Raw genomic sequence first — 26,717 nt, 5'->3', positions numbered from 1 at the left:
CGGGCACGGGTGCGCGCGCGTCTCCTGCCGCTGCTCATCGTCCTCATGGCGGCGGTGCTGCTGGCCCTCGGCATCCCGCTCGCCATCAGCGTGGCCGCGGGCCGGCAGCAGCGGGTGGTCGTCGACCGGATCGACGACACGGCACGCTTCGCCGCCCTCGCCCAGTTCGTCGCCGACCGGCCGACCGGTTCCGAGTCGGTGGTCCCGGACGAGCGCCGCGAGACCCTCGGCCGTGAACTCGCCAGCTACCACGAGGTCTACGGCATTCGGGCCGGCGTCTTCTACCGCACCGGTACCCCCATGGCCAACGCGCCGGCGAACTGGGTCCTCCCGCAGGAGGGCGAGGTGCGGGCCGCTTTCGACGAGGCACTGCTCAGCCGGCGCAGTCACGACCCCGAGCAGGTCTGGCCCTGGCAGCGGCGGCGCCTCGTCGTCGCCTCCCCCGTCATCCGGGACGGCGACGTCGTCGCGGTCGTCGTCACCGACTCGCCGACCGGGGAGCTGCGGTCGCGGACGCTGCACGGCTGGCTGGTCATCGGCGCGGGCGAGATCGCCGCGATGCTGCTCGCCGTCGGCGCGGCGCTGCGCCTGACCGGCTGGGTGCTGCGGCCCGTGCGCATCCTCGACGCCACCACCCACGACATCGCCACCGGCCGCCTGAAGTCCCGGGTGGCGGTGGCCGGCGGACCGCCGGAACTGCGCAGGCTCGCCCGGTCGTTCAACGAGATGGCGGACCATGTCGAGGACGTGCTGGAACAGCAGCGCGCCTTCGTCGCCGACGCCTCGCACCAGCTGCGCAACCCGCTGTCGGCCCTGCTCCTGCGCATCGAGCTCCTCGCCCTGGAACTGCCGCAGGACAACGCGGAGATCGCCTCCGTGCGCACCGAGGGCAAGCGGCTCGCGCAGGTCCTGGACGACCTGCTCGACCTGGCACTCGCCGAGCACGCCGAGGCGGACCTGGGGCTGACGGACGTCGGCGCCCTGGTCGAGGAGCGGGTGGCGGCCTGGGCGCCCAGCGCCCGGGCCAAGGGGGTCCGGCTGGTGGGCGCCTGCCCGGCCACCACGGCGTGGGCCGACCCCGTGGCGCTGTCGTCCGCGCTGGACGCCGTGATCGACAACGCCGTGAAGTTCACGCCGAAGGGCGAGTGCGTGAAGGTGACGGTCTCCTCCAACGGCGACACCTCCACGGTCGTCGTGGCCGACCGCGGCCCCGGGCTCACCGACGAGGAACTCGCGCGCGTCGGGGACCGCTTCTGGCGCAGCGGCCGCCATCAGAACGTCAAGGGCTCCGGCCTCGGCCTGTCCATCTCCCGGGCCCTGCTCGCGGCGGGCGGGGGCTCGGTCGTCTTCGGCCACCACGAGCCGCACGGCCTGAAGGTGACGGTGACGGTGCCGCGGTCGGGACCGGGAACGTCCTGAGCCGCACCGGCCCGGCCGGGACCCGTCGAGCCCGGTCGGGACCTGTCGCGCCCGGCCGGGAGCCGTCGCGTCCTCTCTACGGCTTGACCGAGCGGTAGTAGCGCCTCGCGCCCTCGTGCAGGGTCAGCGGGTCGGTGTAGATCGCGGTGCTCAGATCGACCAGCTGGGCGGAGTGCACGTGGGCGCCGATGCCGTCACGGCTCTTGATCACGGTTCGGGTGATCCACTCGGTGAGCCTCGGGTCCACGTCCTCGCGGGTCACCAGCACGTTGGAGACGGCGATGGTCGGCACGGTCAGGCCGTTCTGGACGGTGGGGTAGGCGGACTCGGGCATGTTGGTGGCGCGGTAGTAGCGCGTGGCGCCGCCCGTGGCGTGCAGCCGGGCCACGAGACCGGCCTCGATCGGCACGAACCGGATACGGAACCTCGAGGCCAGTTCCTTGATGCCGTCCGTCGGCAGCCCGCCCGACCAGAAGAACGCGTCCAGCTCGCCGCGCCGCAGCAGCCCCGGTGCGGTGTCTATGCCGTCGGGCATGGGCCGTATGTCCCTCTCGGGGTCGATGCCGGCCGTCCTCAGCACCCGTTCGGCGATGAGCCGCACGCCCGACTCCGGCGGCCCGATCGCCACCCGCTTGCCCCGCAGGTCCGCGACGGAGCGCACGCCGGCGTCGCGCGGCGCCACGATCTGCACGTAGTCGTCGTAGAGCCGGGCGACACCGCGCAGCCGGGTGGCACCCGCCTGGCCGTTCAGCTCGTAGGTCTCCACGGCGTCGGCTGCGGCGATGGTGAAGTCGGCCTGGCCGGTCGCCACCCGTGTGACGTTCTCCTGCGATCCGTCGCTGGGCCGCATCCGCACGTTCAGATGTGGCATGTCCTTGCCGAACTCGGTGCGCAGGAGACTGGCGTACTCCTGGTAGACGCCGCGCGGTGCCCCCGTGCTGAAGGTGATCGTCCCGGCGGGCGGGTCCTCGCCCAACGGCAGCAGCCACCACAGCAGCAACCCGAGGGCCACGACGCCGGCGGCCGCACCCTGCAGGGCGCGGCGCCCGCGGGTACGGGGGAGCAGCTTGGACATGCGCGCGATCCTGCCAGCCGGGAGGCGGGCTGGCCAGCGCCGGACGCGGGCGGTTATCTGCCGGTGACGGAGGCGGGATCCGGCCACGAGGATGCGGTGACCGGCGGCCGACCGGCCCGGGCCCGTCCGAGCCGGTCGCTACAGTCGCCGCATGAGTTCTTCCCCCGCCGACCTCGTCCGTGAGTTCCACCGCGTCTTCGGGCTCGACGCCCGCAGCACACCGGCGCGGGTGTCGCCGGAACTCGCCGCGCACCGAGGTGAGCTGCTCGCCGAGGAGGCCGCGGAGGTTGCCGAGGTCTCCGTCACCGGCCCGCTCGACCGGCTGGCCCACGAACTGGCGGACGTCGTCTACGTGGCCTACGGCACGGCTCTGGTGCACGGGATCGACCTCGACGAGGTGATCGCCGAGATCCACCGCTCGAACATGACCAAGCTCGGCCCCGGCGGCCGGGTCGCCCGCCGGGCCGACGGCAAGGTGCTCAAGGGTGAGCACTACCGCGCGCCGGACGTGTCGGCGGTGCTGCGCCGCCAGGGGTGGGCACCGGAGGGCGGCTGAACACCCTCGCGCCGCCCGCGCCGCCGGGGGGGCGCGCGGACCTCGGACCCGCCTGTCGCACAACCGGCCTCGCGGCCAGGAGGGCGGCCCGCGCGGCGGAGGCCGCTTCAGCAGCGGGTCAGGGCGGAGGCGGCCCACCGGACGGTGTCCGCTCAGCCGTGGCGGGCTTCCGGGCACACCGCACGGCCAGGGCCGCCGCGAGGACGGTCAGGGTGAACGCGTCCTTGAACGCCCTGCGCGTCGACGCCTCCAGATGGGGGAACGCGAACTCCGGGACCTGCGGGACGAGCGCGGTCCAGAACCACGGCGACCGCGCCACCGAACCCGGCTCCAGGGCACCGGCCAGCAGCAGCGGGACGACGGCGACCAGGTAGTGCTCGTAGGACGGGCGGGACACCAGGTAGGACGCCAGCATGAGCATCGCCGCCGTGTCCGCGAGCCGCGCCGGACCGCGGTCGGCGCGCTGCCAGCGCAGCCAGGCACAGACCACGCCGGCCGCCGCCGCTGCCAGGCCCACCAGCTGCGCGAGGGCCGGCGGCACCCCGAGACGCGGCAGCACCGCGGGCAGGGAGCAGTCGAACGGCCGCATCAGCGTGTCGCCGCCCTTGAGCAGGAAGGGCAGCGTCCGGGTGAGGAAACCGCCCGGGTCCGGCATCAGCAGGGCCATCCCCGCGGAGAGCGCCGCCGGCAGCGCCACCATCCAGGCCACGGCGCGCCAGCGCCGGGCCAGGAGGAGCAGCAGGACGAGCGGGAGCAGCAGCGGCTTCACCGCCACGGACAGCCCGAGAACCGCCCCAGCGGCGTCCCAGCGCCCCCGGTCCGCCAGCAGCAGCGCCAGCGGCAGGGCGAGGGCGCCGACCGCGGTCCAGTTCCCCAGGGTCAGCAGATGGCCCACCGGCGCCCACACCAGCACCAGGCCCAGCAGGCCCAGCACCCCGAACCGGCTGCGCGCCGGCACGCGGAACAGCCGCACGGCACACCACCAGCCGCCGGTGACCAGGGCCGCGCACACCGCCGGCGCGGCCACGCGCAGCACGAGCGGGGGCAGCGCCGCCTGGGCCGCGGCGAACAGCACGGCACTCGGGAAGTACAGGAAGCGCCGGTCCGCGTACGGGGCGCCGCCGTCCAGCCAGACCTGCCCGGCGCGCACCACGAAGGCGTTGTCCATGCCTCCCTGCCGGAAGGCCACGGCCACGTACGCGGCCCGGGCCAGCAGGACGCAGACGAGCGCCCCGACCGCGACCGGCCCGGCCGGGTGCAGCAGCCACGCGCGCAGCGCCGTCGCCGGGGGCGTGTCCGGGGCCGTCGTGCGGAAGGCGTCACGCAGCTGCATCACACGTACCTTCCCGGGAGGGGGTGCGGTGTGCGGAGCGACGCCACCGGCCTGGTGCGGCACCATTTTGAGGTCTGGGTCCCGGCAGGGAAGTCAGGGCGGAGCCGACGGACGCTCGTGTCGCGGATGCGGGCAGCGCCTGCCCGGGGCCGGGAGCGAACGGACGCGGCACGTTCGCACCCCGCCCGGCGGACCGTCACCTGCCGGCGGGCCGCCGTCCTGGGCCGTCCGGGGACTGGGGAGGACTGGCGCCTGCGTGGATTCCGGGGACGGCCGGCGGCGGGCCCGTGCGGTGGATGCGGTGGATACGGCGGACAACGGCACAGCCGGTCGTGGCGGCGTCCGCGCGGCCGTCCCGCGGGCCGGGCTATGAGTCCAGCAGACAGCCCAGCAGACAGCATCGAGCCCTTCCGCCTCGACATCCCCCAGGCCGACCTGGACGACCTCCACGAACGCCTGGACCGCACCCGGTGGCCGGACGAACTGCCCGGCGCGGGCTGGGACTACGGAGTGCCGCTCGCCCACCTCAAGGACCTGCCGCACCCGCGCCGAGGTCGTCGGCGTCCACCTGAACCTGCTCCCCAACGGCTACGTGGCGCAGGAGCCCGGCGACCTCTCCGCACTCCCGCCGGAGGAGGCCGAGCGCACCCGCCGGTCCTGGGCCCGCTTCCAGGACTGGGTGCGCGACCGGCAGGGATACGCGGACATCCAGTCCACACGGCCCCAGACCCTCGCCTACGGGCTGACCGACTCACCCGTCGGCCAGCTCGCCTGGATCGCGGAGAAGTGGGAGGAGTGGAGCGAGCGGCCCGTGGACCGCGACCTGCTGCTCACCAACGTCACGCTGTACTGGCTGACCGCCACGGCGGGGTCCTCCGCGCGCCTCTACTACGAGCGCGCCCACGCCGACTACTGGGGCAAGCCGCCCGAGGCGTCCGCGGCACCGACTGCCGTGGCCCACTTCCCGCACGACAACTTCGTCCTCCTGCGGCACATCGCCGAGAGGTCGAACAACATCGTCCAGTGGACCGACCACGACCGCGGCGGCCACTTCCCGGCGATGGAACAGCCCGGCCTGCTCGTCGACGACATCCGCGCGTTCTTCCGCGCGCTGAGCGACGCCGGGGGGTGAGCACCCCCCGGCCGGGGACGTGCGGGGGCCCCTCAGGGACCGCCTACCCTTGAGCCATGACCAGCAGCAGCGACCGGAGCCCCGCAGTGGACACCCCCTCGTCTAAGACCTACGAGATCCGTACCTACGGGTGCCAGATGAACGTCCACGACTCCGAGCGGCTGGCCGGGCTGCTCGAGGATGCGGGCTACGTGCGCGCGCCCGAGGGAGCGGACGGCGACGCCGACGTCGTCGTCTTCAACACCTGCGCCGTGCGGGAGAACGCCGACAACCGGCTCTACGGCAACCTCGGCCGCCTCGCGCCGCGGAAGGCGCAGCGACCCGGCATGCAGATCGCGGTCGGCGGCTGCCTCGCGCAGAAGGACCGCGACACCATCGTGAAGAGGGCGCCCTGGGTGGACGTCGTCTTCGGTACGCACAACATCGGCAAGCTGCCGGTCCTGCTGGAGCGCGCCCGCGTCCAGGAGGAGGCGCAGGTCGAGATCGCCGAGTCCCTGGAGGCCTTCCCGTCCACGCTCCCGACGCGGCGCGAGAGCGCGTACGCGGCGTGGGTCTCCATCTCCGTGGGCTGCAACAACACCTGCACCTTCTGCATCGTCCCCGCGCTGCGCGGCAAGGAGAAGGACCGCCGCCCCGGCGACATCCTCGCCGAGGTCGAGGCGCTGGTCGCCGAGGGCGTCTCCGAGATCACCCTGCTCGGGCAGAACGTCAACGCCTACGGCTCCGACATCGGCGACCGCGAGGCGTTCAGCAAGCTGCTGCGGGCCTGCGGAAAGATCGAGGGCTTGGAGCGTGTCCGCTTCACCTCGCCGCACCCGCGCGATTTCACGGACGACGTGATCGCGGCCATGGCGGAGACCTCGAACGCCATGCCGCAGCTGCACATGCCGCTGCAGTCCGGCTCGGACACCGTCCTGAAGGCGATGCGCCGCTCCTACCGGCAGGAGCGCTACCTCGGCATCATCGAGAAGGTGCGGGCGGCCATCCCGCACGCGGCGATCACCACCGACATCATCGTGGGCTTCCCCGGCGAGACCGAGGAGGACTTCGAGCAGACCCTGCACGTGGTCCGCGAGGCCCGGTTCGCGCAGGCGTTCACCTTCCAGTACTCCAAGCGGCCCGGCACCCCGGCCGCCGAGATGGACGGCCAGATCCCCAAGGAGGTCGTGCAGGCCCGCTACGAGCGGCTCGTCGCCCTCCAGGAGGAGATCTCCTGGGAGGAGAACAAGAAGCAGGTCGGCCGCAGGCTGGACCTCATGGTCGCCGAGGGCGAGGGCCGCAAGGACGGCGCCACGCATCGCCTCTCCGGCCGTGCCCCCGACAACCGCCTCGTCCACTTCACCAAGCCGGAGCAGGAGGTCCGCCCCGGCGACGTGGTCACGGTCGAGGTCACCTACGCCGCGCCGCACCACCTCCTCGCCGAGGGGCCGGTGCTCGACGTGCGCCGGACCCGCGCGGGCGACGCGTGGGAGCAGCGCAACGCCGCCGAGGCGGCCAAGCCGGCGGGCGTGATGCTGGGCCTGCCGAAGATCGGCGTCCCCGAGCCGCTGCCTGTCGCCGCGGCCCCCGCCTGCGGCTGCGACTGAGCCGCTGACCCCGGCAGGCACCGGGCGGGATGCCGGCGCCTCGGTGGGGCCTTCGTCCGGTCACCGGTGAGGGGGTGTGCCGCGCGCACGGCGGGGGCGTGCCGCCGGTGCCGCGCGGCGTTACGCTGCCGATCATGCTTGTCGCCGCCGCAGTCTGTCCCTGCCCGCCCCTCCTCGTGCCCGAGGTCGCCGCAGGCGCGGCTCCCGAACTGGACGCCGCGCGGGCAGCGTGCGCGGACGCGGTGGGCGTGCTCGCCGCCGCCCGCCCCGACCGGCTGATCGTGGTCGGCCCGGCCGAAGGGTCGGGGCGGGGCCCGCACCCGGAGGGCACCCGGGGGTCGTTCCGCGGCTTCGGCGTGGACCTGGAGGTACGCCTGGGTCGGGACACCGGCCGGGGCGGCCCAGACGCCGGGCATGCGCTGCCCCCCTCGCTCGCCGTCGCCGCGTGGCTGCTCCAGCGGGTCGACTGGTGCGACGCCCCCGTCGAGGGACTCGGCGTGGAGGAATCGCTGGCACCGGAGCGGTGCGGGGAGGCCGGGCGGTCCCTCGCCGCACGGGCCGGCCGCGTGGCGATGCTGGTGACGGGCGACGGCAGCGCCTGCCGGACGCTCAAGGCGCCGGGCTACCTCGACGAGCGGGCGGCACCCTACGACGCGACGGTCGCGCGGGCGCTCGCGGGGGCGGACGTGGCCGCCCTCGCGGCGCTGGAACCGGAGCCGGCGCACGAACTGCAGGTGTCGGGCCGGGCACCCTGGCAGGTCCTCGCGGGCGCCGCCGAGAACGCCGCCCTCTCCGGCGCCCTCCTGTACGACGACGCCCCGTACGGAGTGGGATACATGGTCGCGGCGTGGTCCTGACGGCGGTGTGCGAGACCAACCGTCAGGGGTGGCGCGCACGGTCGGTCCGGCGCGGTCGGACGGCGGGTCCTCGGGACTGTTTCGCCAGGGAGCGGCGCGCAGTTGTTGCGGCGTGGTCCTGACGGCGGCGTGCGCGGCGACCGTCGGGGGTGGCGCGTACGGCGACCGTCAGGGGTGGCGCGCACGGTCGGTCCGGCGCGGTCCTGACGGCGGGTCCTCGGGACTGTTTCGCCAGGGAGCGGCGCGCAGTTGTTGCGGCGTGGTCCTGACGGCGGCGTGCGCGGCGACCGTCGGGGGTGGCGCGTACGGCGACCGTCAGGGGTGGCGCGCACGGTCGGTCCGGCGCGGTCCTGACGGCGGGCCACGAACTACGTCTTGGGGCGCAGCGCGCGGATGGCCGACGCGGCGTGGTCCTGACGGTGGGGCCAACGGCGCCCGTCACCGGGACGGGCGGGCAGTCCTGCCGGTGTTCGCGAGGTCGGTCCCGGCGGGGCCCGGCGTGTCTCCGCGCGGCGCACGGCCGGGAGCAGGCGCTCCCGGCCGTCCACCGTGAGCCGTGCCGTGCGCCGCGCCGAGCATTCGGACGCCCCTCACCCGGCGGGCGGCGTCGGGCCCGGACCGCCACCCGGTGTGGTCCCGCTGCCCGGGCCACCCCGGTGGGCGAACCGGTCCACGGCCGCCTTCGCCTTGTCCGTGCCCGCCCGCACCGTCCCGCGGTACTTGCCCTTGGTCTTGTCGTCGACGAGTCGCGCGGCCCGGTCGAGCCCGTGCTCGATCCGGCCCCCGTGCTGCCGGGCGAAGCCCGACACCGTGTCCCTGGCCGGACCCAGCCCGGCCTTCAGTCGGTGCATCACACCCATGATCGGCCCTTCCTCGCGCAGGGTTACCTGCGGGCGCCTTCACCCGTCTCGTGCCCGGCCGCGTCCTCGGCGGACTGCTGCCTCGGGATCTCGACCGCGTCGGCATCCGGGTCGGCACCCCCTACGGCGCCGTCGCCGCGCACCGCATCGGCTTCACTCGCCGACCCGGCCTCCTCCGCCGCCCGAGCCGCCTTCGCCGACTCCGCCGACTCCTCCGTGCCGTCCCCGGCGTCCGAGCTCCCCGCGGCACCGCTCGCCACGCCGGCCTCATCGGCGGCTTCCGACGCTTCGGCCGACGTCCCGGCACCGCCCGTCACCGCGCCGCCCCGCTCCCCGACGGCCGACGTCCCCTCCGCAGCCTTGGACCTCCGGAAGAACCGTGCAAAAACGCCCATTTCTGCTCCATACGTTACTCGTGCGGGCGAAGCCCCGCCTGATGCGGGCGCGTCCGCCGGCAACCCCCGGACCACGACCTGACGGCATCCGGCCGCAGGACCCTTGCAACGGGGAACGACCCCGCACACGGGCCGTCACGTAACTCGTTCGAGGCATCAGCGGGACGTTTGGGAGACTGGTGCGGTGAGCAGCGCACCCTCCGCCCCCCGCGTCATCGCCGTCGTCGGTCCCACCGCGGCCGGCAAGTCCGATCTCGCCGTCTTCCTGGCCCAGCAGCTCGGAGGCGAGGTCGTCAACGCCGACTCCATGCAGCTCTACCGAGGGATGGACATCGGCACCGCCAAGCTGACGCCCGAGGAACGCGGCGGCGTCCCGCACCACCTCCTCGACGTCTGGGACGTGACCGTCACGGCGTCGGTCGCCGAGTACCAGCGCCTGGCCCGGGAGCGCATCGACACGCTGCTCGCCGAGGGACGCTGGCCGGTCCTGGTCGGCGGCTCGGGTCTGTACGTCCGCGGCGCGGTCGACAACCTGGAATTCCCCGGCACCGACCCCGAGGTCCGGACCCGCCTGGAGGAGGAGCTGGCGCTGCGCGGCTCCGGGGCGCTGCACGCCCGGCTGGCCGCCGCCGACCCCGGGGCCGCACGGGCGATCCTGCCGGGCAACGGCCGCCGCATCGTGCGTGCCCTGGAGGTCATCGAGATCACCGGCAGGCCGTTCACCGCCAATCTGCCCGGCCACGACTCCGTCTACGACACCGTCCAGATCGGCGTCGACGTGGCGCGCCCCGAGCTCGACGAGCGCATCGCGCGCCGGGTCGACCGGATGTGGGAGGCCGGGCTCGTGGACGAGGTGCGGGCGCTGGAGGCGCGGGGCCTGCGTGAGGGGCGCACGGCCTCCCGCGCGCTCGGCTACCAGCAGATCCTCGCGGCGCTCGCCGGGGAGTGCACGCTCGAAGAGGCGCGCGTGGAGACGGTACGCGCCACCAAGCGCTTCGCACGCCGGCAGGACTCCTGGTTCCGGCGGGATCCGCGAGTGCGCTGGCTGAGCGGGGCCGCGGCGGATGTCACAGAACTTCCCCGCCTCGCGATGGCGTTGGTCGAACGACCGGTTACAGCCTGATCACGTGATGGCATCGGGACGCCCAGCCCGTCATCGGCGCCTCCGGCGCCGTGCCATCATCGAGCTTCGATCGACCAAGTGGAGTCCGAGTGGGGAGGGCGCGTGGCGATGGAGGCCGGCCCTCGTGACACCGCGGAAGGCACCGAGCACCTGACCGCCGAGCGTGACGGCGGGGATCCGGACGAGGGCTCGCTGAGTCCCGACGGACCCGACGAGGAACAGGGCGGTGTGACCGCGGACGGACCCGCGCCCGAGGAGATGTTCGCCGGGCCCGAGGTCGAGGTCGAGCTGCGTCCGCAGCGGCGGCTGCGCGTCTGGCAGCTCGCGCCCATCGTGGCCCTGGCCGCGGTCGGCTCCCTGATGTTCGCCTTCCCGCTGGCCTTCGACTTCGGCGACAGCGGCGCCGTGATCGCCATGCTCGGGCTGCTGATCTGCTCCTGCGCGGCCGGCTGGGGCATGATGGCCGCCCGCCGGGTGGGCCACACCTGGCCCGGACTCCCGCCGCGGGCCTCCGGGCGGCGCCGCGACTGGCGGGTCGTCGCCGCGTACGGGCTTGTGGTGGTCCTGGTCGTCGTCCTCGCCGTCTGGCGCGTGGCCCGTCTCCGCTGAGCGGCTCCGCCGACCGGGGCCGGTACGGGGGCGGCCGCCGGTGCGGGCCGGCGGGCGGCTCGGGTGTCCCGACCGCGCCGTGAGCGCCGGGACGGCGGACGGCGGCACCGCCCGGCGGATGGCACGCCCCCCGCGCCGACGGGCGTGAGGACCGCCCCGCCCGATGGCCCGGTGCCCGCCGAGACGGGCCGGACCACAGCCGTCGTGATCGCCGGGGCGTCGTGGTGACCCCGTACGATCGAGGAATGAGCACGCGGATCGCCTTCCTCAAGGGTCACGGCACCGAGAACGACTTCGTCATCGTCCCGGACCCGGACAACTCCGTCGACCTGTCCCCGGCCGCCGTCGCCGCGCTGTGCGACCGGCGCGCGGGCATCGGCGGGGACGGCGTGCTGCACGTCGTGCGGTCGGCCGCGCACCCGGAGGCCCGGGCGATGGCCGACGAGGCCGAGTGGTTCATGGACTACCGCAACGGCGACGGCTCCGTCGCGGAGATGTGCGGCAACGGCGTGCGGGTCTTCGTCCGCTATCTCCAGCACGCCGGGCACGTCACCGAGGGCGACGTCAGGATCGCCACCCGCGCGGGCGTGAAGAGCGCGCACCTCGACAAGGACGGCGACATCACCGTCGGCATGGGTCGGGCGCGGCTGCCCGAGGTGACCGTCGAGGTGAGCGTCGGCGAGCGCAGCTGGCCCGCGCGGAACGTGAACATGGGCAACCCGCACGCGGTCGCCTTCGTCGACGACCTCACGCACGCCGGCGACCTGCTCGCCCCGCCGCCCTTCAGCCCCGCCTCCGCCTACCCCGACGGCGTGAACGTCGAGTTCGTCGTCGACCGCGGCCCCCGCCACGTGGCGATGCGCGTGCACGAGCGCGGTTCCGGCGAGACCCGCTCCTGCGGCACCGGCGCGTGCGCCGTCGCCGTGGCGGCCGCCCGGCGCGACGGCGCCGACCCCGCCGCCACCGGAACCCCGGCGACGTACACGGTGGACGTGCCCGGCGGAACCCTCGTGATCACCGAGCGGGCGGACGGTGAGGTCGAGATGACCGGTCCCGCCGTGATCGTGGCCGAGGGCGAGATCGACGCGCAGTGGCTGGAAGACGCGCTCCGCTGACGGGGGACGGGCAGCGGAATCCATGGTCCGGGCCCGCCGGGACGGGAACACCCACGATCGACGGCCCCGTGCGAGCCGGATTCGACGGCCGACCGTACGCCGGGTGACCGAAAACCCTTAAACCTCCTATCCATCGCTCGAATGGGTGATCCGTTTCACGCTCTCCGAGAGGCGGTCGGCCGCGGGTGGTGGGCTGGGTAGCATCAAGCACCGGCCCGGACGGGGGATCCGTCACCACGACCCCTGTGCCGCGCACAGCCTGGGGCACCCGTCCGCCGGTCCACGCAGCCGGAGGTGCCCATGAGTGCGGATGCCACGAACCCTGCGGCGCCCGGCGCCGTAGTACCCACAACGGCCCGCAGGCGGGCCCGCCCCCGGATCGACCTGCGCCGCCTCGGCCGGGCCGCGCTGCTCGGGCCCACGGCCCGCGACCGGCTGCCCGACGCGATCGGCCATGTCGCCGAGGCCCACCGGGCCCACTTCCCCGACGCCGACCTCGAACCGCTCCGCCGCGCATACGTCCTGGCCGAGTCCTCGCATCGCGGCCAGATGCGCAAGAGCGGCGAGCCCTACATCACCCATCCGCTGGCGGTGACCCTCATCCTCGCCGAACTCGGCGCGGAGACCACGACGTTGACCGCCTCCCTGCTGCACGACACCGTCGAGGACACGGACGTGACGCTGGACCAGGTGCGCGAGGAGTTCGGCGAGGAGGTGTGCTACCTCGTCGACGGCGTCACCAAGCTGGAGAAGGTCGAGTACGGCGCCGCCGCCGAACCCGAGACGTTCCGCAAGATGCTCGTCGCCACCGGCAACGACGTCCGCGTCATGTCGATCAAGCTCGCCGACCGGCTGCACAACATGCGCACCCTCGGCGTGATGCGGCCGGAGAAGCAGGCCCGCATCGCCGGGGTGACCCGGGACGTCCTCATCCCGCTCGCCGAACGGCTCGGTGTCCAGGCGCTCAAGACGGAGCTGGAGGACCTCGTCTTCGCGATCCTGCGCCCCGGGGAGTACGAGCACACACGGGAGTTGATCGCCGAGAACGCCGCCCGCGCCGACGACCCGCTGGCCGAGGTCGCCGAGCGGGTCCGCGGTGTGCTGCGCGAGGCCGGCATCCCCGCCGAGGTCCTCATCCGGCCGCGCCACTTCGTCTCCGTGCACCGCGTCGCCCGCAAGCGCGGCCGGCTGCGCGGGTGCGACTTCGGCCGCCTGCTGGTGCTGGTCGGCGAGGACGCCGACTGCTACGCGGTCCTCGGTGAACTGCACACCTGCCTCACGCCGGTCGTCTCGGAGTTCAAGGACTTCATCGCCGTCCCCAAGTTCAACCTGTACCAGTCGCTGCACACCGCCGTCGCCCTGCCCGCCGCCCCCGCCGACGAGCCGGGGAGCGGCTCCCCGGACGGCCAGGTCGTCGAAGTCCTCATCCGCACCCACCAGATGCACAAGGTCGCCGAGGCCGGTGTCGTCGCGCTCGGCAACCCCTACGCACCGCCGGCGACCGACGACCCGGCGGACGGCGAGCGCGCCGACCCCACCCGTCCCGGGTGGCTCTCCCGCCTCCTGGACTGGCAGCGGGCCGCACCCGACCCCGACACGTTCTGGTCCACGCTGCGCGCGGACCTCGCCCAGGACCGCGAGATCACCGTCTTCCGGCCCGACGGGGGCACACTCGGCCTGCCCGAGGGCGCCACCTGCGTGGACGCCGCCTACGCCCAGTACGGCGAGGACGCCCACGCGTGCATCGGCGCCCGCGTCAACGGCCGCCTCGCGACGCTGAGCACCGTCCTGCGGGACGGCGACACCGTCCAGCTCCTCATGGGCCAGGACCCGGCCTCCGAGCCCTCCCGGGAGTGGCTGGACCACGCGCACACCCCGGCCGCCCGGATCGCCATCCAGCGGTGGCTGGCGACGCACCCGGCACCCGCCGGCGGCGAGGCCGCGGGCGAACGCGGCGGGACGTCCGGCGACGGGTCCCGCGCGTCGGACGGCGGCGCGGGAGCCGGCACCGCCGGCCGCCCGGCCGACAGCTCCGCCCAGGCACGGCCCACCCCGCGGCCCGGCACGGCGAGCGTGGTGGTCGACGACCGGCCCCGCGCCGCCGTCCGGCTCGCGGGCTGCTGTACGCCGGTGCCGCCCGACGAGGTCACCGGCTTCCCCGTCCGCGGGGGAGTGGTCACCGTGCACCGCGTCGAGTGCGGCGCGGTGGCGCGGATGCGCGAGGCGGGGCGTGCGGAGGCCGGCGTGCGCTGGGGCGACACCGCGGAGTGCCGGGTCACGCTGCTCGCCGAATCGTTCGGCCGCCCGCATCTGCTGGCCGATCTCACCGAGGCCATCGCCCTCGAGGACGTCGAGATCATCTCGGCGACGGTCGCACCGCCCGCCCAGCAGCGGGTCCGCCACACCTACACCCTCCGGCTCCCGGACGCGGCCCGGCTTCCCGCCCTGATGCGGGCCATGCGGAACGTGCCGGGCGTCTACGACGTCAGCCGCACCCAGCCACCCCCGCAGAGCGGCTGACGCGACCCCCGCCCCCACGACGGGCGCGGCCCTCGGCGCGTACCCGGCAACCGGTCCGGCCCGCGCGGGCACGTCTGCCCCGCCCCGCAGGCACCCGGCGCACGCCTGCCCCGCTCCGTGCCCGTGCCCGGGGCGGGCCACGCCACCCGTGCCCCGGATCGCGCCACGCCCCCGTGCGCCGCCCGCCGAAGCGTGGTCACCCCCGTACCCCGTATGGCCCCGTTCGGGTGGCACCGGTGCGCGTCGTCGCCGTACAGTGCGCCGCCGCTGATAGCGGTGGCTGCATGCCGCTCACCCTCCGCCGGTCCCAGCAGGCCGGCCCCAGCACCCAGTCGCCCGTCTCCCGCCTTCTCCCGCCGCCGGCGCGAGCCTCCCGGGCCCGTTTCGCGACCCGCCGCCTGCGGGCAGGGCTCCTCGCCTCCGCCGTCTCCGTCTGCCTGGTCGCCGCGAGCGCGCCGGCGGAACCCCTGGGCGTCGGTGACCGCCTCTTCCCGTACCTCGGGAACCCCGGGTACGACGTGGCGTCGTACGACCTGTCCTTCGCCTACTCCGGCAGCAACAACGAGCCGCTCCGGGCCGTCACCACGATCGACGCCCTGACCACCCGGCGACTGGACCGCCTCAACCTCGACTTCGCGCACGGCACGGTGCAGTCGGTGACCGTCGACGGCCGGCCCGCGAGGTTCACCAGCGCCGGCGAGGACCTGGTCGTCACCCCCGGCACGCCGCTGCCGCGGGGCGGCCGGACCCGCATCACCGTGCGCCACACCAGCGACCCCCGTCCCGCCGGGGGCCGGGACGGCGGCTGGGTGCGCACCGGCGACGGCCTCGCCATGGCCAACCAGGCCGACGCCGCCCATCTGGTGTTCCCCTGCAACGACCACCCCTCCGACAAGGCGCTGTTCACCATCCGCGTCACCACGCCCGACGGCTACACGGCCGTGGCCAACGGTCTGCCGGCGGGCGTCGACCGGACGAGCGGGGCGACGACGTGGACATACCGCACCCGGTACCCCATGGCGACCGAACTGGCCCAGCTGTCCGTGGGCCGCTCCACGGTGCTGCACCGCACCGGACCGCACGGGCTGCCCGTGCGCGACGTCGTCCCCACCGCCGACCGCGCGGCGCTCGAACCGTGGCTGGCCAGGACGCCCGCTCAGATCGCGTGGATGGAGAACAAGGTCGGGCCGTACCCGTTCGAGACGTACGGCCTGCTCATGACCTCGGCCGCCACCGGCTTCGAGCTGGAGACACAGACCCTCTCCCTCTTCGAGAAGGAGTTGTTCACCAAGCCCGGCTACCCCGCCTGGTACATCCAGTCGATCATGGTGCACGAGCTGTCCCACCAGTGGTTCGGCGACAGCGTCACCCCGCGCACCTGGTCCGACCTGTGGCTCAACGAGGGACACGCCACCTGGTACGAGGCCCTGTACGCCCAGGAGACGGCAGGCAAGTCCCTCCAGGCGCGGATGAAGGCCGCCTACGGTGCCTCCGACGGCTGGCGCGCGGCCGGCGGTCCGCCCGCGCTGCCCAAGCCGCCCCAGCCCGGCAACAAGATCGGCATCTTCCGCCCGAACGTCTACGACGGGGCCGCGCTCGTCCTCTACGCGCTGCGCCAGAAGATCGGCGAAGCCGCCTTCGACCGTCTGGAGCGGACGTGGGTGCGCTCGCACCGGAACGGCACGGCGGGCACGGCCGACTTCGTCCGCCTCGCGTCGGACGTCTCCGGCCGCGACCTGAGCGCCTTCTTCCAGGCCTGGCTCTACGGGACGAAGACCCCGCCGATGCCCGGCCACCCCGACTGGAGGCCGACTGCGGCGAAGGCGGCGGGGAAGCCTCCGCACGGGGCGGCACACCACGGAGGCAGGCGATAACACCGTGGCGAGACGGGCCGTGCCGTGCGACCATCATCAGGTCGGCGCGGCACGGCACACGGGAATGTCCCGGACTGTCCGTGCGTTCTGATCAGTGAACGGCCGGCCAGGCGGGGGCGCTGCTCGCAGCTCCGCCGCCGCGCCACGCCATCCCCAACGACGTAAGGACCCAATGACCTCCTCTTCTTCCTCTTCCCAGGCCACCAAGCGCCTTGTGCACACCCATCCCGAAGGACTTCGGGCCGATGCCCTGATGGAAGAGGACGTCGCCTGGAGCCTCGAGATCGACGGAGACCGGGACGGCGACCAGTTCGACCGCTCCGAGCGTGCCGCCCTGCGCCGTGTCGCGGGCCTCTCCACCGAGCTCGAGGACGTCACCGAGGTCGAGTACCGGCAGCTCCGCCTGGAGCGCGTCGTGCTCGTCGGCGTCTGGACCTCGGGGACCGTACGGGACGCGGAGAACTCCCTCGCCGAGCTCGCCGCCCTCGCGGAGACCGCGGGCGCGGTCGTGCTCGACGGTGTGATCCAGCGCCGCGACAAGCCCGACGCGGCGACCTACATCGGTTCCGGCAAGGCCGAGGAGCTGCGCGACATCGTCCTGGAGACGGGCGCGGACACCGTCATCTGTGACGGTGAGCTCAGCCCCGGCCAGCTCATCCACCTCGAGGACGTCGTCAAGGTCAAGGTCATCGACCGTACGGCGCTCATCCTGGACATCTTCGCCCAGCACGCCAAGTCCCGTGAGGGCAAGGCGCAGGTCGCGCTCGCGCAGATGCAGTACATGCTGCCGCGGCTGCGTGGCTGGGGTCAGTCGCTGTCCCGGCAGATGGGCGGTGGCAGCGGCGGCCTCGCGACGCGTGGTCCCGGTGAGACCAAGATCGAGACGGACCGGCGCCGGATCCGCGAGAAGATGGCGAAGATGCGCCGGGAGATCGCGGACATGAAGACCGGCCGCGAGATCAAGCGCCAGGAGCGGCGCCGCAACAAGGTGCCGTCCGTCGCCATTGCCGGCTACACCAACGCCGGCAAGTCCTCCCTGCTCAACCGCCTCACGGGCGCGGGCGTACTGGTCGAGAACGCCCTGTTCGCGACCCTCGACCCGACCGTGCGCCGGGCCGAGACCCCGAGCGGCCGGCTCTACACGCTGGCCGACACGGTCGGCTTCGTCCGGCACCTGCCGCACCACCTGGTCGAGGCGTTCCGCTCCACCATGGAGGAGGTCGGCGACTCCGACCTGATCCTGCACGTGGTGGACGGTTCGCACCCGGACCCGGAGGAGCAGCTGGCCTCCGTGCGCGAGGTGATCAGGGACGTCGGCGCCACCGACGTGCCCGAGATCGTCGTGATCAACAAGGCGGACGCGGCCGACCCGCTGGTCCTCCAGCGGCTGCTGCGGATCGAGAAGCGCTCCATCGCCGTCTCGGCCCGCACGGGCCGGGGTATCGCGGAGCTGCTCGCGCTCATCGACGACGAGCTGCCGCGACCGTCCGTGGAGATCGAGGCGCTCGTGCCGTACACGCACGGCAGGCTCGTCGCCCGTGCCCACACCGAGGGCGAGGTGATCTCCGAGGAGCACACCGCGGAGGGCACGCTGCTCAAGGCGCGGGTGCACGAGGAGCTGGCCTCCGACCTCTCGCCGTACGTACCCGCCGCCGCGCTCTGACCGACGGCACGAAGGCCCGTCCCCATCACAGGGGGCGGGCCTTCGGCATGCCGCCGTCAGCGGGCGGCGTCTCCGTCCGGCGGGGTGCGACGGTCCACGCCGGCGCGGACCCCCCGCCGCCCGGTGGTCACTGCCCGGCGAACTTCCCGCTGACGGACTCGTACACGCCCTTGGCCACCGGGCCCAGGCGCGGACCCGCGAGCCAGCCCGCCGTGACCGGTCCGATCGAGGTGTTGGAGACCAGTGCCGGCCTGCCGTCCTGTCCGGCCGTCACCCAGCCGCCGCCGGAGGAACCGCCGGTCATGGTGCAGCCGATGCGGTACATCGTCGGCGCCGCCGTCTCGATGGACAGCCGTCCCGGCTTGTCCTGGCACCGGTACAGCCGCTGGCCGTCGTACGGCGGTGCGGCCGGGTAGCCGGTCGCGGTGACGCTCTCCAGCTTCGGCACGGCCGGGGCGTCGAAGTCGACCGGCAGCGCCGCGCCGACCGTCTCCTCCAGCGACGTGCCCGCGCCGCCCTTCTCCGGCGTCACATGGATGACGGCGAAGTCGTAGGCGGCGCCGTCGCCGCCGGTCGAACCGCCCTGCTCGATCCACTGCTCCGAGGTCTGCGCCCAGTCGCCCCACCACACGCCGTACGGAGCGACCTCGTCGCGGTCGGCGTCCTGCACCTCGGCGGCGCTCAGGCCGGCGTCGTTGTACGACGGGACGAAGGCGATGTTGCGGTACCAGCCGCCCTTCCTGCCGGCGTGCACGCAGTGGCCGGCCGTCCACACGAGGTTCGACCTGCCCGGGTGGGCCGGGTCCTTCACGACCGTCGCCGAGCAGACCATCGTGCCCTCGGGGGAGTCGAAGAAGACCTTGCCCGCCGTCGCCGCGTTGGCGTGGTACGTGGGCGGTACGGACTGCGCCCTCACCGGCGCCGGCGTCGGATCGGTGACGCCCTGGTCACCGGAGAGGTCGCTCGCGTCGACGCCCCGGTCCGGTTCCTCGGCCCGGCGCATGCGCTCCGGGTCCCACAGGCCCTTGATGATGGGGTTGATGAACTCGTCGGCCTCGCGCAGCCAGTCGTCCCGGTCCCACTTCTTCCAGGCGCCGTGCTTCCACTTGTCGATGTCGATCCCGCGGTCCCTGAGCTTCTGCCTCAGGTCGTCCGGGATCCTGATCTTCCCGTCACCGGTGGCGCCTGCGGTCGCGGAGGCGGTGGCCTTGCCGTCCGCCTCGGCTCCGCCCGAGTCGCACGCGGTGGCGGTGAGCGCCAGTGCCGAGGCCACAGCGACGGCCGTCAGCACGCGGGAGGCCCCGTGGCGCGCGCCCCTTCCTCGGCGTGCGGCGAAGAACGGGCGTATCGGGCGCATGGTCTGACTCCCCCTGAGGTCGGCGAACTGGGTGCCGCGGCCGTGCGCTTCCGCCGGTTCGGGCCGAGCCCGGGCGGTGTCCACGGCAAGCGGGAACGGCATCACACCCTATGTGCTCGCTGTGGGGGAGTTCCGACGGAACGGCAACGGTTGCGTCACGGCAAGGATCTTGGAGCGACCCGTAACCGTGCGGGCGGCCCGCGGTTGTAGCGGTGGGGGTCCCGCTGCCCGCGTGCGGACTCCTGCACCGATGGCGGCAACTCGCCCTTGGAGAGCCGGAGGACAGGGAGCCGTGACCGTGACGGAGTCTTCGCCCGACGGGTGTGCGCCCACGGGGGCGCGCGCCGCACACGAGGGCACCCCGCGGCGTCAGCCGGCGCGCGAGCCGGCGGCACGCACCTACGCGCGCGCCCTGCCCATCGTTCCCGTCCGCGCCCGCGGACTGACCATCGAGGGCCCCGACGGCCGCCGTTACCTGGACTGCCTCTCCGGTGCCGGAACCCTCGCACTCGGACACAACCACCCCGTCGTGCTGGAGGCCGTGCGCAGGGTGCTCGACTCCGGCGCACCCCTGCACGCCCTCGACCTTCCCACCCCCGTCCAGGACGCCTTCGTCGCCGAGCTGTGCCGCACCCTGCCGGCCGGGCTCGCCGGCCAGGCGCGCGTGCGCTTCTGCGGACCGACCGCCACGGACGCGGTGGAGACCGCCTTCGCTGTCGTCCGCGCCGCGACCGGCCGCACCGGGATCGTCGCCCTCGCCGGTGCCTCACCGGGGACGACCGCCGAGGTGCTCGCCGCGTCCGGACCGGCCGCCGGCGCAGGGGTCGCCCAACCGCTCTTTCCGCGGGACCACCGCGCCCCCTGGGGCGCCGGCGGGGCCGAGGGCACCCAACTCGCCGCCCGCTGGACCGAGTCCGTCCTCGGCGGCCCCGTGGCGGGCGAGCCGCTGCCCGCCGGGGTGATCCTCGAACCCGTGCGATGCGAGGGCGGGGTGCCCGCCCCGCCCGACGACTGGCTGCGGCGCGTGCGCCGCGTCACGGCGGACCGTTCCGTCCCGCTGATCGCCGACGAGACGGAGACGGGGCTGGGGCGGACGGGCGCCTTCTGGGCGGTGGAACACAGCGGCATCGCACCGGATGTGATGGTGCTGTCGAAGGCCGTCGGCGGCAGCCTGCCGCTGGCCGTGATCGTCCACCGCGACGACCTGGACGTCTGGCGACCCGGCGACCGCGCGGGCGTCTTCCGCGGCAACCAGCTCGCCATGGCCGCGGGCACCGCCACGCTCGTCCACGTCCGCGAGAACCGCCTCGCCGACCGCGCGGCGAGACTCGGTTCCCGCATGCTGTCCCGACTGCGCGCGCTGGCCGGGCAGTTGCCCTGCCTCGGGGACGTGCGGGGCCGCGGCCTGATGATCGGCCTTCACCTGGTGGACCCTCAGGGGGAGCCCGAGCGGTCGCCCGGCTCCGGTGACGGCGGGGACGCCGCACCGGCGGCCGCGCGTGCGCAACCCCGTCCCACTGCAACCCAACTCGCGGCCGCCGTGCAGCGGGAGTGCCTGCGGCGGGGCCTCCTCGTCGACCTCGGTGGCCGCCACGCCGGCGTCGTACGGCTGCTTCCGCCGCTGACGATCAGTGACGACCAGGCGGAGGCGGTGCTCGACCGGCTGGCCGACGCGGTCGAGGCCGTGGCCCGCGCCCCCCTCGTGCACGCCGGCCGGGAGCGGCCGTCCCGCCGGCCGGGACGCCGCCCGGGAGCCGGGTAGCGACGGCCGGCGACAGCCCGGCGCGCCGCGGAGCACAGGCGAGCAACCGCACGCGCGGAACCGGTGCCGCCGGACCACCGTGCGGCGGCGACACGCGAGCGGCGACCAGCAGGGCGCCGGGACGCGCAGGCTCCGCGGAGCCGGGACCGGGCCTGAGACACGGTGGGCACCGCCTGAACCTCGCGCCCCCCGAGCGACCTGCCGCCTTGTGCCGTCGCGCAGCCCCCTCGAACCAGCCACCACGCCGCAGAAGGGCCCGACCCCGCACCTGAGCCCCCACCCGTACCGGTCCGTCCCCAGCCGGACCGCGAGGACCGAACGACCCGCGAGGAACCGTCTTGAACGTCACCCCCACACCCGACGGCCGCTCCCACGCCCATGACGTGACGGCCGAACACCTCCCGGCACAGCGGACCCGAGCCGCGGACACGGAACGGGCGGACGGTCTCCGCGGTGACCCGCTGGAGCATCCCGACCCGCACACCGCCGCCCAGGCCGCGACCGTGGAGAACCTGCTGCGCTGCTGGGTCCGGGAGACCGGCACCGCCCCGCCCGGCAGCACCAGCCTGCGCATCCCCGTGCCGGCCGCCGGCACGGCCCTGCTCGTCCCCGTCCTTTACTGGTCACCGACGGGCTGGCACCGGTTCGGCCCGCCCCGCCTGGCCGACGCACCCGAGGACGCCCCGCCCGCCGACGCCGTGACGGTCGCGGCGCTGCTCACACGGGAGGTGCCGGGGACCACCGCCCCGGCACCGTCGGCCACCCGCGTTCCGCCGGAGGACCCTCCACACGAAGCGCCCCCCGCTCCCGCCCACGCCACCGACCTGGTCGCCCGGGTCGCCGACTCCGTCCGCCGCACGGCCGTCTTCCTCGGCGACCGCCGGACCCACCCCGCCGACGGCCCCGATCTCTTCCTCTCCGCCGAGCAGGCCCTCCTTCTCGGCCACCCACTGCACCCCACCCCCAAGAGCCGGGAGGGTCTGACAGAGGCCGAAGCCCGCGCCTACTCGCCGGAGTCGCGCGGTTCCTTCCCGCTGCACTGGGTGGCCGTCGCCCGCTCCCTGATCGCCGCCGACTCGGCCTGGACCGAGCGCGGCCGGCCCATGCCCGCCGACCGGCTCACAGCCCGGCTCGCCGGACCCGGACTGCCGCTGCCCGACGGACACGCGGCCCTGCCCCTGCACCCCTGGCAGCTGCGCGACGTGCGCCACCGTGCCGGCACCGAGGCGCTGTTCGAGGCCGGGCTGCTCCGCGACCTCGGGCCCCACGGCCCGTTCTGGCACCCCACGTCCTCCGTGCGCACCGTGCACCGATCCGGCGCCCCCGCCATGCTCAAGCTGTCGCTCGGCCTGCGCATCACGAACTCGCGGCGGGAGAACCTCCGCAAGGAGCTGCACCGGGGCGTCGAGGTGCACCGCCTGCTGCGCACCGGCCTTGCGGGGGAATGGCGGTCCGCGCACCCCACCTTCGACATCGTCCGCGATCCGGCCTGGCTCGCCGTCGACGGCCCGGACGGCGCCCCCGTGCCCGGCCTGGACGTGGTGATCCGGCACAACCCGTTCGGTCCCTCGGACGACGTCTCCTGCGTCGCCGGACTCGTCGCGCCCCGCCCGCGCCCCGGCCGGGGCGCCGCCCCGGTCATGCGGTCGCGTCTGTCCGAGGTCGTCACACGCCTCGCCGCCCGCGCCGGGTGCCCGCGGGGAGCCGTCGTGGCCGAGTGGTTCCTGCGCTACCTCGAACAGGTGGTGCGCCCCGTGCTCTGGCTGGACGGCGCGGCGGGGATCGCACTGGAGGCCCACCAGCAGAACACGCTGGTCCTGCTGGACCGTGACGGCTGGCCCGTGGGCGGCCGGTACCGCGACAACCAGGGCTACTACTTCCGCGCGTCCCGGCGGGCGGAACTCGAGGGCCGGCTGCCCGGGATCGGTCGGCACAGCGACACCTTCGTGCCCGACGAGGTCACCGACGAACGGTTCGCCTACTACCTGGCCGTCAACAACGTCCTCGGCCTCATCGGCGCCTTGGGCGCGCAGCGGCTGGCCGACGAACGGCTCCTGCTGGCCGCCTTCCGCCGCTTCCTCACGGACGCCGCCTCGAGCCCCGCCCCCATCCGCTCCCCGCTGCCGGCCCGCCTCCTGGAGTCACCGGTCCTGCGCTGCAAGGCCAACCTGCTGACCCGGCTGCACGGCCTGGACGAACTCGTCGGCCCGGTGGACACCCAGTCCGTCTACGTCACCATCGCCAACCCCCTGTACCGCTGACCGCCCCCTCCGCTGCCCACCGCTTCCCCCGCCCTCGTCCGTCCCCGCCGAGGGCCACGCCCCATCCGTCTCCTGAGAGGAGCGCCATGCCTCCCTCCGACACAGGCGCCGGCCACGCCCCCACCTCCGGAACCGCTCCCACGAGCACAGCCGGTGCCCTTCCCGGCAGCGCCCCGAACGAGGACGGCACCGCCCGCCCCACCGACCCGGACCCGACGGCCGCGGCGCTCCTCGCCGCCCCGGACACAGCCGGCGCGCCCCCGGACGCCGGCCGCGCCGCGCCCGAAGCGCCCTCAGCCGGCGAGCAGGGCGACGGGGACGGTGACGACGATGGCGAGGACACGCTCGACCTGCATCTGCCCGACGATTTCGTCGCGCTCTTCAGGGGGCCGACCGGGCCGACGCGGACCGGCACCGATCCCCGGACCGATCCAGAACGTCTCGCCGCCGTCCCGGCCCCCGCACGCACCGGCGCCCCGTCCGGAAGCGACGGGGACACGCTCCCGCCGCACTCCGCACCCCCCCACGCGGTCACCCGCACCCCCGTCATGGACGACCTCCTCGACGGCGTGGGCGGCTGGGGGCCCGTCGACACGCCCGCCGGCGTGTTCGAACTCGTCCCCGTTCGCCTCGACCGCGACCTGCCGGTCGTCAGCCGCTGGATGAACGACCCCGCCGTCGCGGCCTTCTGGCGGCTGGCCGGACCCCGGGGCGTGGCCGAGGCCCACCTGCGCGCCCAACTCGACGGCGACGGACGCAGCGTTCCCTGCCTCGGCCTCATCGGGGGCGCCCCGATGAGCTACTGGGAGATCTACCGGGCCGACCTCGACCCGCTCGCCCGGCGTTACCCGGCCCGGCCGCACGACACCGGAGTCCACCTCCTCCTCGGCCGCGTCGCCGACCGGGGCCGCGGAGTGGGCAGCATCCTGCTCAGAGCCGTGGCCGACCTGGTGCTGGACAAGCGCGTCACCTGCGCCCGCGTCGTCGCGGAGCCGGACCTGCGCAACACGCCCTCGGTGGCCGCCTTCCTGAGCGCCGGCTTCCGGTTCTTCGGCGAGGTCGACCTGCCGGCCAAGCGCGCGGCGCTCGTGATCAGGGACCGGTCCCTGCGCCACCGGCTGTGAACCGGTCCGGTCCGTTCCGCTCGATCCTCGCCTCGATAGCCGGTTTGTCAGTCCCGCGCCGTAGGGTGGTCGCGCTATGACGAAGCCCTCACTCCCCGATCTTCTGCACGCCGCCGTCACCTCCGTAGGCGGCACGGAGCGCCCCGGCCAGGTCACCATGGCCCAAGCCGTCGCGGACGCCATCGACGACGGTTCGCACCTCCTGGTCCAGGCCGGTACCGGTACCGGCAAGTCACTGGGCTACCTGGTGCCCGCGCTCGCCCACGGGGAGCCGGTCGTCGTGGCGACCGCCACGCTCGCCCTGCAGCGCCAGCTGGTCGAACGGGACCTGCCGCGCACGGTGGAGGCCCTGTACCCCCTGCTGCGCCGCCGCCCCGAGTTCGCCATGCTCAAGGGCCGGTCGAACTACCTGTGCCTGCACCGCCTGCACGAGGGCATGCCGCAGGACGAGGAGGAGGGCCTGTTCGACCAGTTCGAGGCGGCCGCGCCCACCAGCAAGCTGGGCCAGGACCTGCTGCGCCTGCGTGACTGGGCGGACGAGACGGAGAACGGCGACCGCGACGACCTGACACCCGGCGTGTCCGACCGCGCCTGGGCGCAGGTGTCGGTGTCCTCCCGGGAGTGCCTGGGCGCCTCGAAGTGCGCCTACGGCGCCGAGTGCTTCGCCGAGACGGCCCGCGAGCGCGCCAAGCTCGCCGAGGTCATCGTCACCAATCACGCGCTGCTCGCGATCGACGCCATCGAGGGCGCGCCGGTCCTGCCGCAGCACGAGGTGCTGATCGTCGACGAGGCGCACGAGCTGGTCTCCCGGGTGACCGGGGCCGCCACCGGCGAGCTCACGCCCGGCCAGGTCAACCGCGCGGTGCGCCGTGCGGCGAAGCTGGTCGACGAGAAGGTCGCCGACCAGCTCCAGACCGCGGCCGAGGGCTTCGAGCGGCTGATGGAGCTCGCCCTGCCCGGCCGTCTGGAGGAGATCCCGGAAGACCTCGGCTATGCGCTGCTCGCACTGCGCGACGCCTCCCGTAACGTGATCTCCGCGCTCGGCTCGACCCGTGACAAGTCCGTCCAGGACGAGGACGCGGTCCGCAAGCAGGCACTGGCCTCGGTGGAGACCGTGCACGACGTGGCGGAGCGGATCACCAACGGTTCCGAGTGGGACGTCGTCTGGTACGAGCGCCACGACCGGTTCGGTGCCTCACTGCGCGTCGCCCCGATGTCCGTGTCGGGTCTGTTGCGGGAGAAGCTCTTCGCGGACCGCTCCGTCGTCCTGACCTCCGCGACCCTCAAGCTCGGCGGCGACTTCAACGGCGTCGGCGCCTCCCTGGGCCTCGCCGCGGAGGGCACCGAGGGGGACGACCTGCCGAAGTGGAAGGGCGTGGACGTCGGCTCGCCCTTCGACTACCGCAAGCAGGGCATCCTGTACGTCGCCAAGCACCTGGCCCGTCCGGCGCGGGACGGCGACCGGGCGGACATGCTGGACGAGCTGACGGAACTGATTCAGGCCGCCGGCGGGCGGACGCTGGGCCTGTTCTCGTCGATGCGCGCCGCCCAGCTCGCCGCGGAGGAGCTGCGCACCCGCATTCCCGAGTTCCCGATCCTGCTCCAGGGCGAGGAGACGCTGGGGGAGCTGATCAAGAACTTCGCGGCGGACCCGAGGACGTGCCTGTTCGGCACCCTGTCCCTGTGGCAGGGCGTCGACGTCCCCGGGCCGAGCTGCCAGCTGGTCGTCATGGACAAGATTCCGTTCCCGCGCCCGGACGACCCGCTGATGAGCGCCCGGCAGAAGGCCGTGGAGGACGCGGGCGGCAACGGCTTCATGGCGGTGGCCGCCACGCATGCGGCGCTGCTGATGGCGCAGGGGGCCGGCCGTCTCGTACGGGCCACGGGGGACCGCGGTGTGGTGGCGGTGCTGGACCAGCGGCTGGCGACGGCCCGCTACGGGGGTTTCCTCAAGGCGTCACTGCCCGACTTCTGGTTTACCACGGACCGCAACCAGGTCCGCAGGTCGCTGGCCGCGATCGACGCGGCCGCGCGGCAGGAGGAGGGGGAGAAGTGAGCGTGGGGTGGTGCGTCCTCACCCGTACGGCCGCTCGACC

Annotated in this window: 20 protein-coding genes and 1 pseudogene; 16 read left to right on the top strand and 5 right to left on the bottom strand. The window is 74.3% G+C overall.

Features of this window, described 5'->3' with window-relative positions:
- The first annotated feature begins 9 nt into the window (after positions 1–9).
- Positions 10–1,419 carry an ATP-binding protein gene (locus tag ACWDNY_RS16105; RefSeq protein WP_451646370.1) on the top strand — a complete coding sequence of 470 codons (1,410 nt, stop codon included), beginning with the start codon at positions 10–12 and terminating at the stop codon, positions 1,417–1,419.
- Between the two features lie 76 nt (positions 1,420–1,495).
- Here ACWDNY_RS16105 and ACWDNY_RS16100 read toward each other — a convergent pair whose 3' ends face one another.
- Complete coding sequence (locus ACWDNY_RS16100) at positions 1,496–2,494, bottom strand: TAXI family TRAP transporter solute-binding subunit (protein WP_451646369.1); 999 nt, start codon at positions 2,492–2,494, stop codon at positions 1,496–1,498.
- Between the two features lie 151 nt (positions 2,495–2,645).
- On the opposite strand from ACWDNY_RS16100, the gene ACWDNY_RS16095 reads away from it, so the two are divergent.
- Complete coding sequence (locus ACWDNY_RS16095; protein ID WP_451646368.1) at positions 2,646–3,050, top strand: pyrophosphohydrolase domain-containing protein; 405 nt, start codon at positions 2,646–2,648, stop codon at positions 3,048–3,050.
- A 118-nt stretch (positions 3,051–3,168) separates the two neighbouring features.
- Here ACWDNY_RS16095 and ACWDNY_RS16090 read toward each other — a convergent pair whose 3' ends face one another.
- On the bottom strand, positions 3,169–4,383 hold the full coding sequence (locus ACWDNY_RS16090) for a glycosyltransferase 87 family protein (RefSeq protein ID WP_451646367.1): 1,215 nt from the start codon (positions 4,381–4,383) through the stop codon (positions 3,169–3,171).
- A gap of 126 nt (positions 4,384–4,509) precedes the next feature.
- On the opposite strand from ACWDNY_RS16090, the pseudogene ACWDNY_RS16085 reads away from it, so the two are divergent.
- From ACWDNY_RS16085 to ACWDNY_RS16070, 4 genes and pseudogenes are all read left to right on the top strand, one after another.
- A pseudogene (locus ACWDNY_RS16085) lies at positions 4,510–4,860 on the top strand (hypothetical protein); the annotation flags it as partial.
- 115 nt (positions 4,861–4,975) lie between these two features.
- Entirely contained in the window at positions 4,976–5,515 is a 540-nt protein-coding gene (locus ACWDNY_RS16080) for an alpha/beta fold hydrolase (protein WP_451646366.1), read from the top strand.
- Positions 5,516–5,571: 56 nt separating this feature from the next.
- A complete protein-coding gene (gene miaB / locus ACWDNY_RS16075) occupies positions 5,572–7,101 on the top strand; it encodes a tRNA (N6-isopentenyl adenosine(37)-C2)-methylthiotransferase MiaB (RefSeq protein ID WP_451646365.1) in 1,530 nt (509 codons plus the stop codon).
- Between the two features lie 134 nt (positions 7,102–7,235).
- Positions 7,236–7,958 (top strand): class III extradiol dioxygenase subunit B-like domain-containing protein, encoded by a 723-nt coding sequence (locus ACWDNY_RS16070; RefSeq protein ID WP_451646364.1) that lies wholly within the window; start codon positions 7,236–7,238, stop codon positions 7,956–7,958.
- Positions 7,959–8,548: 590 nt separating this feature from the next.
- Here the strand turns inward: ACWDNY_RS16070 and ACWDNY_RS16065 are convergent.
- Both ACWDNY_RS16065 and ACWDNY_RS16060 read right to left on the bottom strand, forming a co-directional pair.
- Positions 8,549–8,818, bottom strand: a complete 270-nt coding sequence (locus ACWDNY_RS16065; RefSeq protein WP_451646363.1) for an antitoxin — start codon at positions 8,816–8,818, stop codon at positions 8,549–8,551.
- A gap of 23 nt (positions 8,819–8,841) precedes the next feature.
- A complete protein-coding gene (locus ACWDNY_RS16060) occupies positions 8,842–9,213 on the bottom strand; it encodes a hypothetical protein (protein WP_451646362.1) in 372 nt (123 codons plus the stop codon).
- Positions 9,214–9,397: 184 nt separating this feature from the next.
- On the opposite strand from ACWDNY_RS16060, the gene miaA reads away from it, so the two are divergent.
- From miaA to hflX, 6 genes are all read left to right on the top strand, one after another.
- Positions 9,398–10,336: a tRNA (adenosine(37)-N6)-dimethylallyltransferase MiaA gene (gene miaA / locus ACWDNY_RS16055; protein WP_451646361.1), complete on the top strand. Its 939-nt coding sequence runs from the start codon at positions 9,398–9,400 to the stop codon at positions 10,334–10,336.
- Positions 10,337–10,444: 108 nt separating this feature from the next.
- Positions 10,445–10,945, top strand: coding sequence for a hypothetical protein (locus ACWDNY_RS16050; protein WP_451646397.1), 501 nt, complete (start codon positions 10,445–10,447; stop codon positions 10,943–10,945).
- Between the two features lie 245 nt (positions 10,946–11,190).
- Entirely contained in the window at positions 11,191–12,060 is an 870-nt protein-coding gene (dapF, locus tag ACWDNY_RS16045) for a diaminopimelate epimerase (protein ID WP_451646360.1), read from the top strand.
- A gap of 300 nt (positions 12,061–12,360) precedes the next feature.
- Entirely contained in the window at positions 12,361–14,580 is a 2,220-nt protein-coding gene (locus ACWDNY_RS16040) for a RelA/SpoT family protein (protein WP_451646359.1), read from the top strand.
- Between the two features lie 284 nt (positions 14,581–14,864).
- On the top strand, positions 14,865–16,454 hold the full coding sequence (locus ACWDNY_RS16035) for a M1 family metallopeptidase (RefSeq protein WP_451646358.1): 1,590 nt from the start codon (positions 14,865–14,867) through the stop codon (positions 16,452–16,454).
- Between the two features lie 172 nt (positions 16,455–16,626).
- Complete coding sequence (hflX, locus tag ACWDNY_RS16030) at positions 16,627–18,117, top strand: GTPase HflX (RefSeq protein WP_451646357.1); 1,491 nt, start codon at positions 16,627–16,629, stop codon at positions 18,115–18,117.
- A gap of 127 nt (positions 18,118–18,244) precedes the next feature.
- Here the strand turns inward: hflX and ACWDNY_RS16025 are convergent, their stop codons facing one another.
- Positions 18,245–19,474, bottom strand: coding sequence for a trypsin-like serine peptidase (locus ACWDNY_RS16025; protein WP_451646356.1), 1,230 nt, complete (start codon positions 19,472–19,474; stop codon positions 18,245–18,247).
- A gap of 292 nt (positions 19,475–19,766) precedes the next feature.
- Here ACWDNY_RS16025 and ACWDNY_RS16020 point away from each other — a divergent pair, with 292 nt between their 5' ends.
- The 4 genes from ACWDNY_RS16020 (at position 19,767) to ACWDNY_RS16005 (ending at position 26,677) form a co-directional block, all read left to right on the top strand.
- Positions 19,767–21,236: an aminotransferase class III-fold pyridoxal phosphate-dependent enzyme gene (locus tag ACWDNY_RS16020; RefSeq protein ID WP_451646355.1), complete on the top strand. Its 1,470-nt coding sequence runs from the start codon at positions 19,767–19,769 to the stop codon at positions 21,234–21,236.
- A 338-nt stretch (positions 21,237–21,574) separates the two neighbouring features.
- Positions 21,575–23,497, top strand: coding sequence for an IucA/IucC family protein (locus tag ACWDNY_RS16015; RefSeq protein ID WP_451646354.1), 1,923 nt, complete (start codon positions 21,575–21,577; stop codon positions 23,495–23,497).
- A gap of 86 nt (positions 23,498–23,583) precedes the next feature.
- On the top strand, positions 23,584–24,621 hold the full coding sequence (locus tag ACWDNY_RS16010; RefSeq protein WP_451646353.1) for a GNAT family N-acetyltransferase: 1,038 nt from the start codon (positions 23,584–23,586) through the stop codon (positions 24,619–24,621).
- A 76-nt stretch (positions 24,622–24,697) separates the two neighbouring features.
- Positions 24,698–26,677: an ATP-dependent DNA helicase gene (locus ACWDNY_RS16005; protein WP_451646352.1), complete on the top strand. Its 1,980-nt coding sequence runs from the start codon at positions 24,698–24,700 to the stop codon at positions 26,675–26,677.
- The last annotated feature ends 40 nt before the right edge of the window (positions 26,678–26,717 follow it).

The sequence above is a fragment of the Streptomyces sp. NPDC003697 genome (assembly GCF_053587115.1).
The sequence above is the reverse complement of the archived record's forward strand: the minus strand, read 5'-3'. Positions and strand labels throughout refer to the sequence as shown.

What these genes read in the sequence shown, in the direction of transcription:
- ACWDNY_RS16100 (WP_451646369.1), bottom strand. Translation starts at nt 2,494, where the DNA reads ATGTCCAAGCTGCTCCCCCGTACCCGCGGGCGCCGCGCCCTGCAGGGT.
- ACWDNY_RS16095 (WP_451646368.1), top strand. Translation starts at nt 2,646, where the DNA reads ATGAGTTCTTCCCCCGCCGACCTCGTCCGTGAGTTCCACCGCGTCTTC.
- ACWDNY_RS16090 (WP_451646367.1), bottom strand. Translation starts at nt 4,383, where the DNA reads ATGCAGCTGCGTGACGCCTTCCGCACGACGGCCCCGGACACGCCCCCG.
- miaB (WP_451646365.1), top strand. Translation starts at nt 5,572, where the DNA reads ATGACCAGCAGCAGCGACCGGAGCCCCGCAGTGGACACCCCCTCGTCT.
- ACWDNY_RS16070 (WP_451646364.1), top strand. Translation starts at nt 7,236, where the DNA reads ATGCTTGTCGCCGCCGCAGTCTGTCCCTGCCCGCCCCTCCTCGTGCCC.
- ACWDNY_RS16065 (WP_451646363.1), bottom strand. Translation starts at nt 8,818, where the DNA reads ATGGGTGTGATGCACCGACTGAAGGCCGGGCTGGGTCCGGCCAGGGAC.
- ACWDNY_RS16060 (WP_451646362.1), bottom strand. Translation starts at nt 9,213, where the DNA reads ATGGGCGTTTTTGCACGGTTCTTCCGGAGGTCCAAGGCTGCGGAGGGG.
- ACWDNY_RS16050 (WP_451646397.1), top strand. Translation starts at nt 10,445, where the DNA reads ATGGAGGCCGGCCCTCGTGACACCGCGGAAGGCACCGAGCACCTGACC.
- dapF (WP_451646360.1), top strand. Translation starts at nt 11,191, where the DNA reads ATGAGCACGCGGATCGCCTTCCTCAAGGGTCACGGCACCGAGAACGAC.
- ACWDNY_RS16040 (WP_451646359.1), top strand. Translation starts at nt 12,361, where the DNA reads ATGAGTGCGGATGCCACGAACCCTGCGGCGCCCGGCGCCGTAGTACCC.
- ACWDNY_RS16035 (WP_451646358.1), top strand. Translation starts at nt 14,865, where the DNA reads ATGCCGCTCACCCTCCGCCGGTCCCAGCAGGCCGGCCCCAGCACCCAG.
- hflX (WP_451646357.1), top strand. Translation starts at nt 16,627, where the DNA reads ATGACCTCCTCTTCTTCCTCTTCCCAGGCCACCAAGCGCCTTGTGCAC.
- ACWDNY_RS16025 (WP_451646356.1), bottom strand. Translation starts at nt 19,474, where the DNA reads ATGCGCCCGATACGCCCGTTCTTCGCCGCACGCCGAGGAAGGGGCGCG.
- ACWDNY_RS16010 (WP_451646353.1), top strand. Translation starts at nt 23,584, where the DNA reads ATGCCTCCCTCCGACACAGGCGCCGGCCACGCCCCCACCTCCGGAACC.
- ACWDNY_RS16005 (WP_451646352.1), top strand. Translation starts at nt 24,698, where the DNA reads ATGACGAAGCCCTCACTCCCCGATCTTCTGCACGCCGCCGTCACCTCC.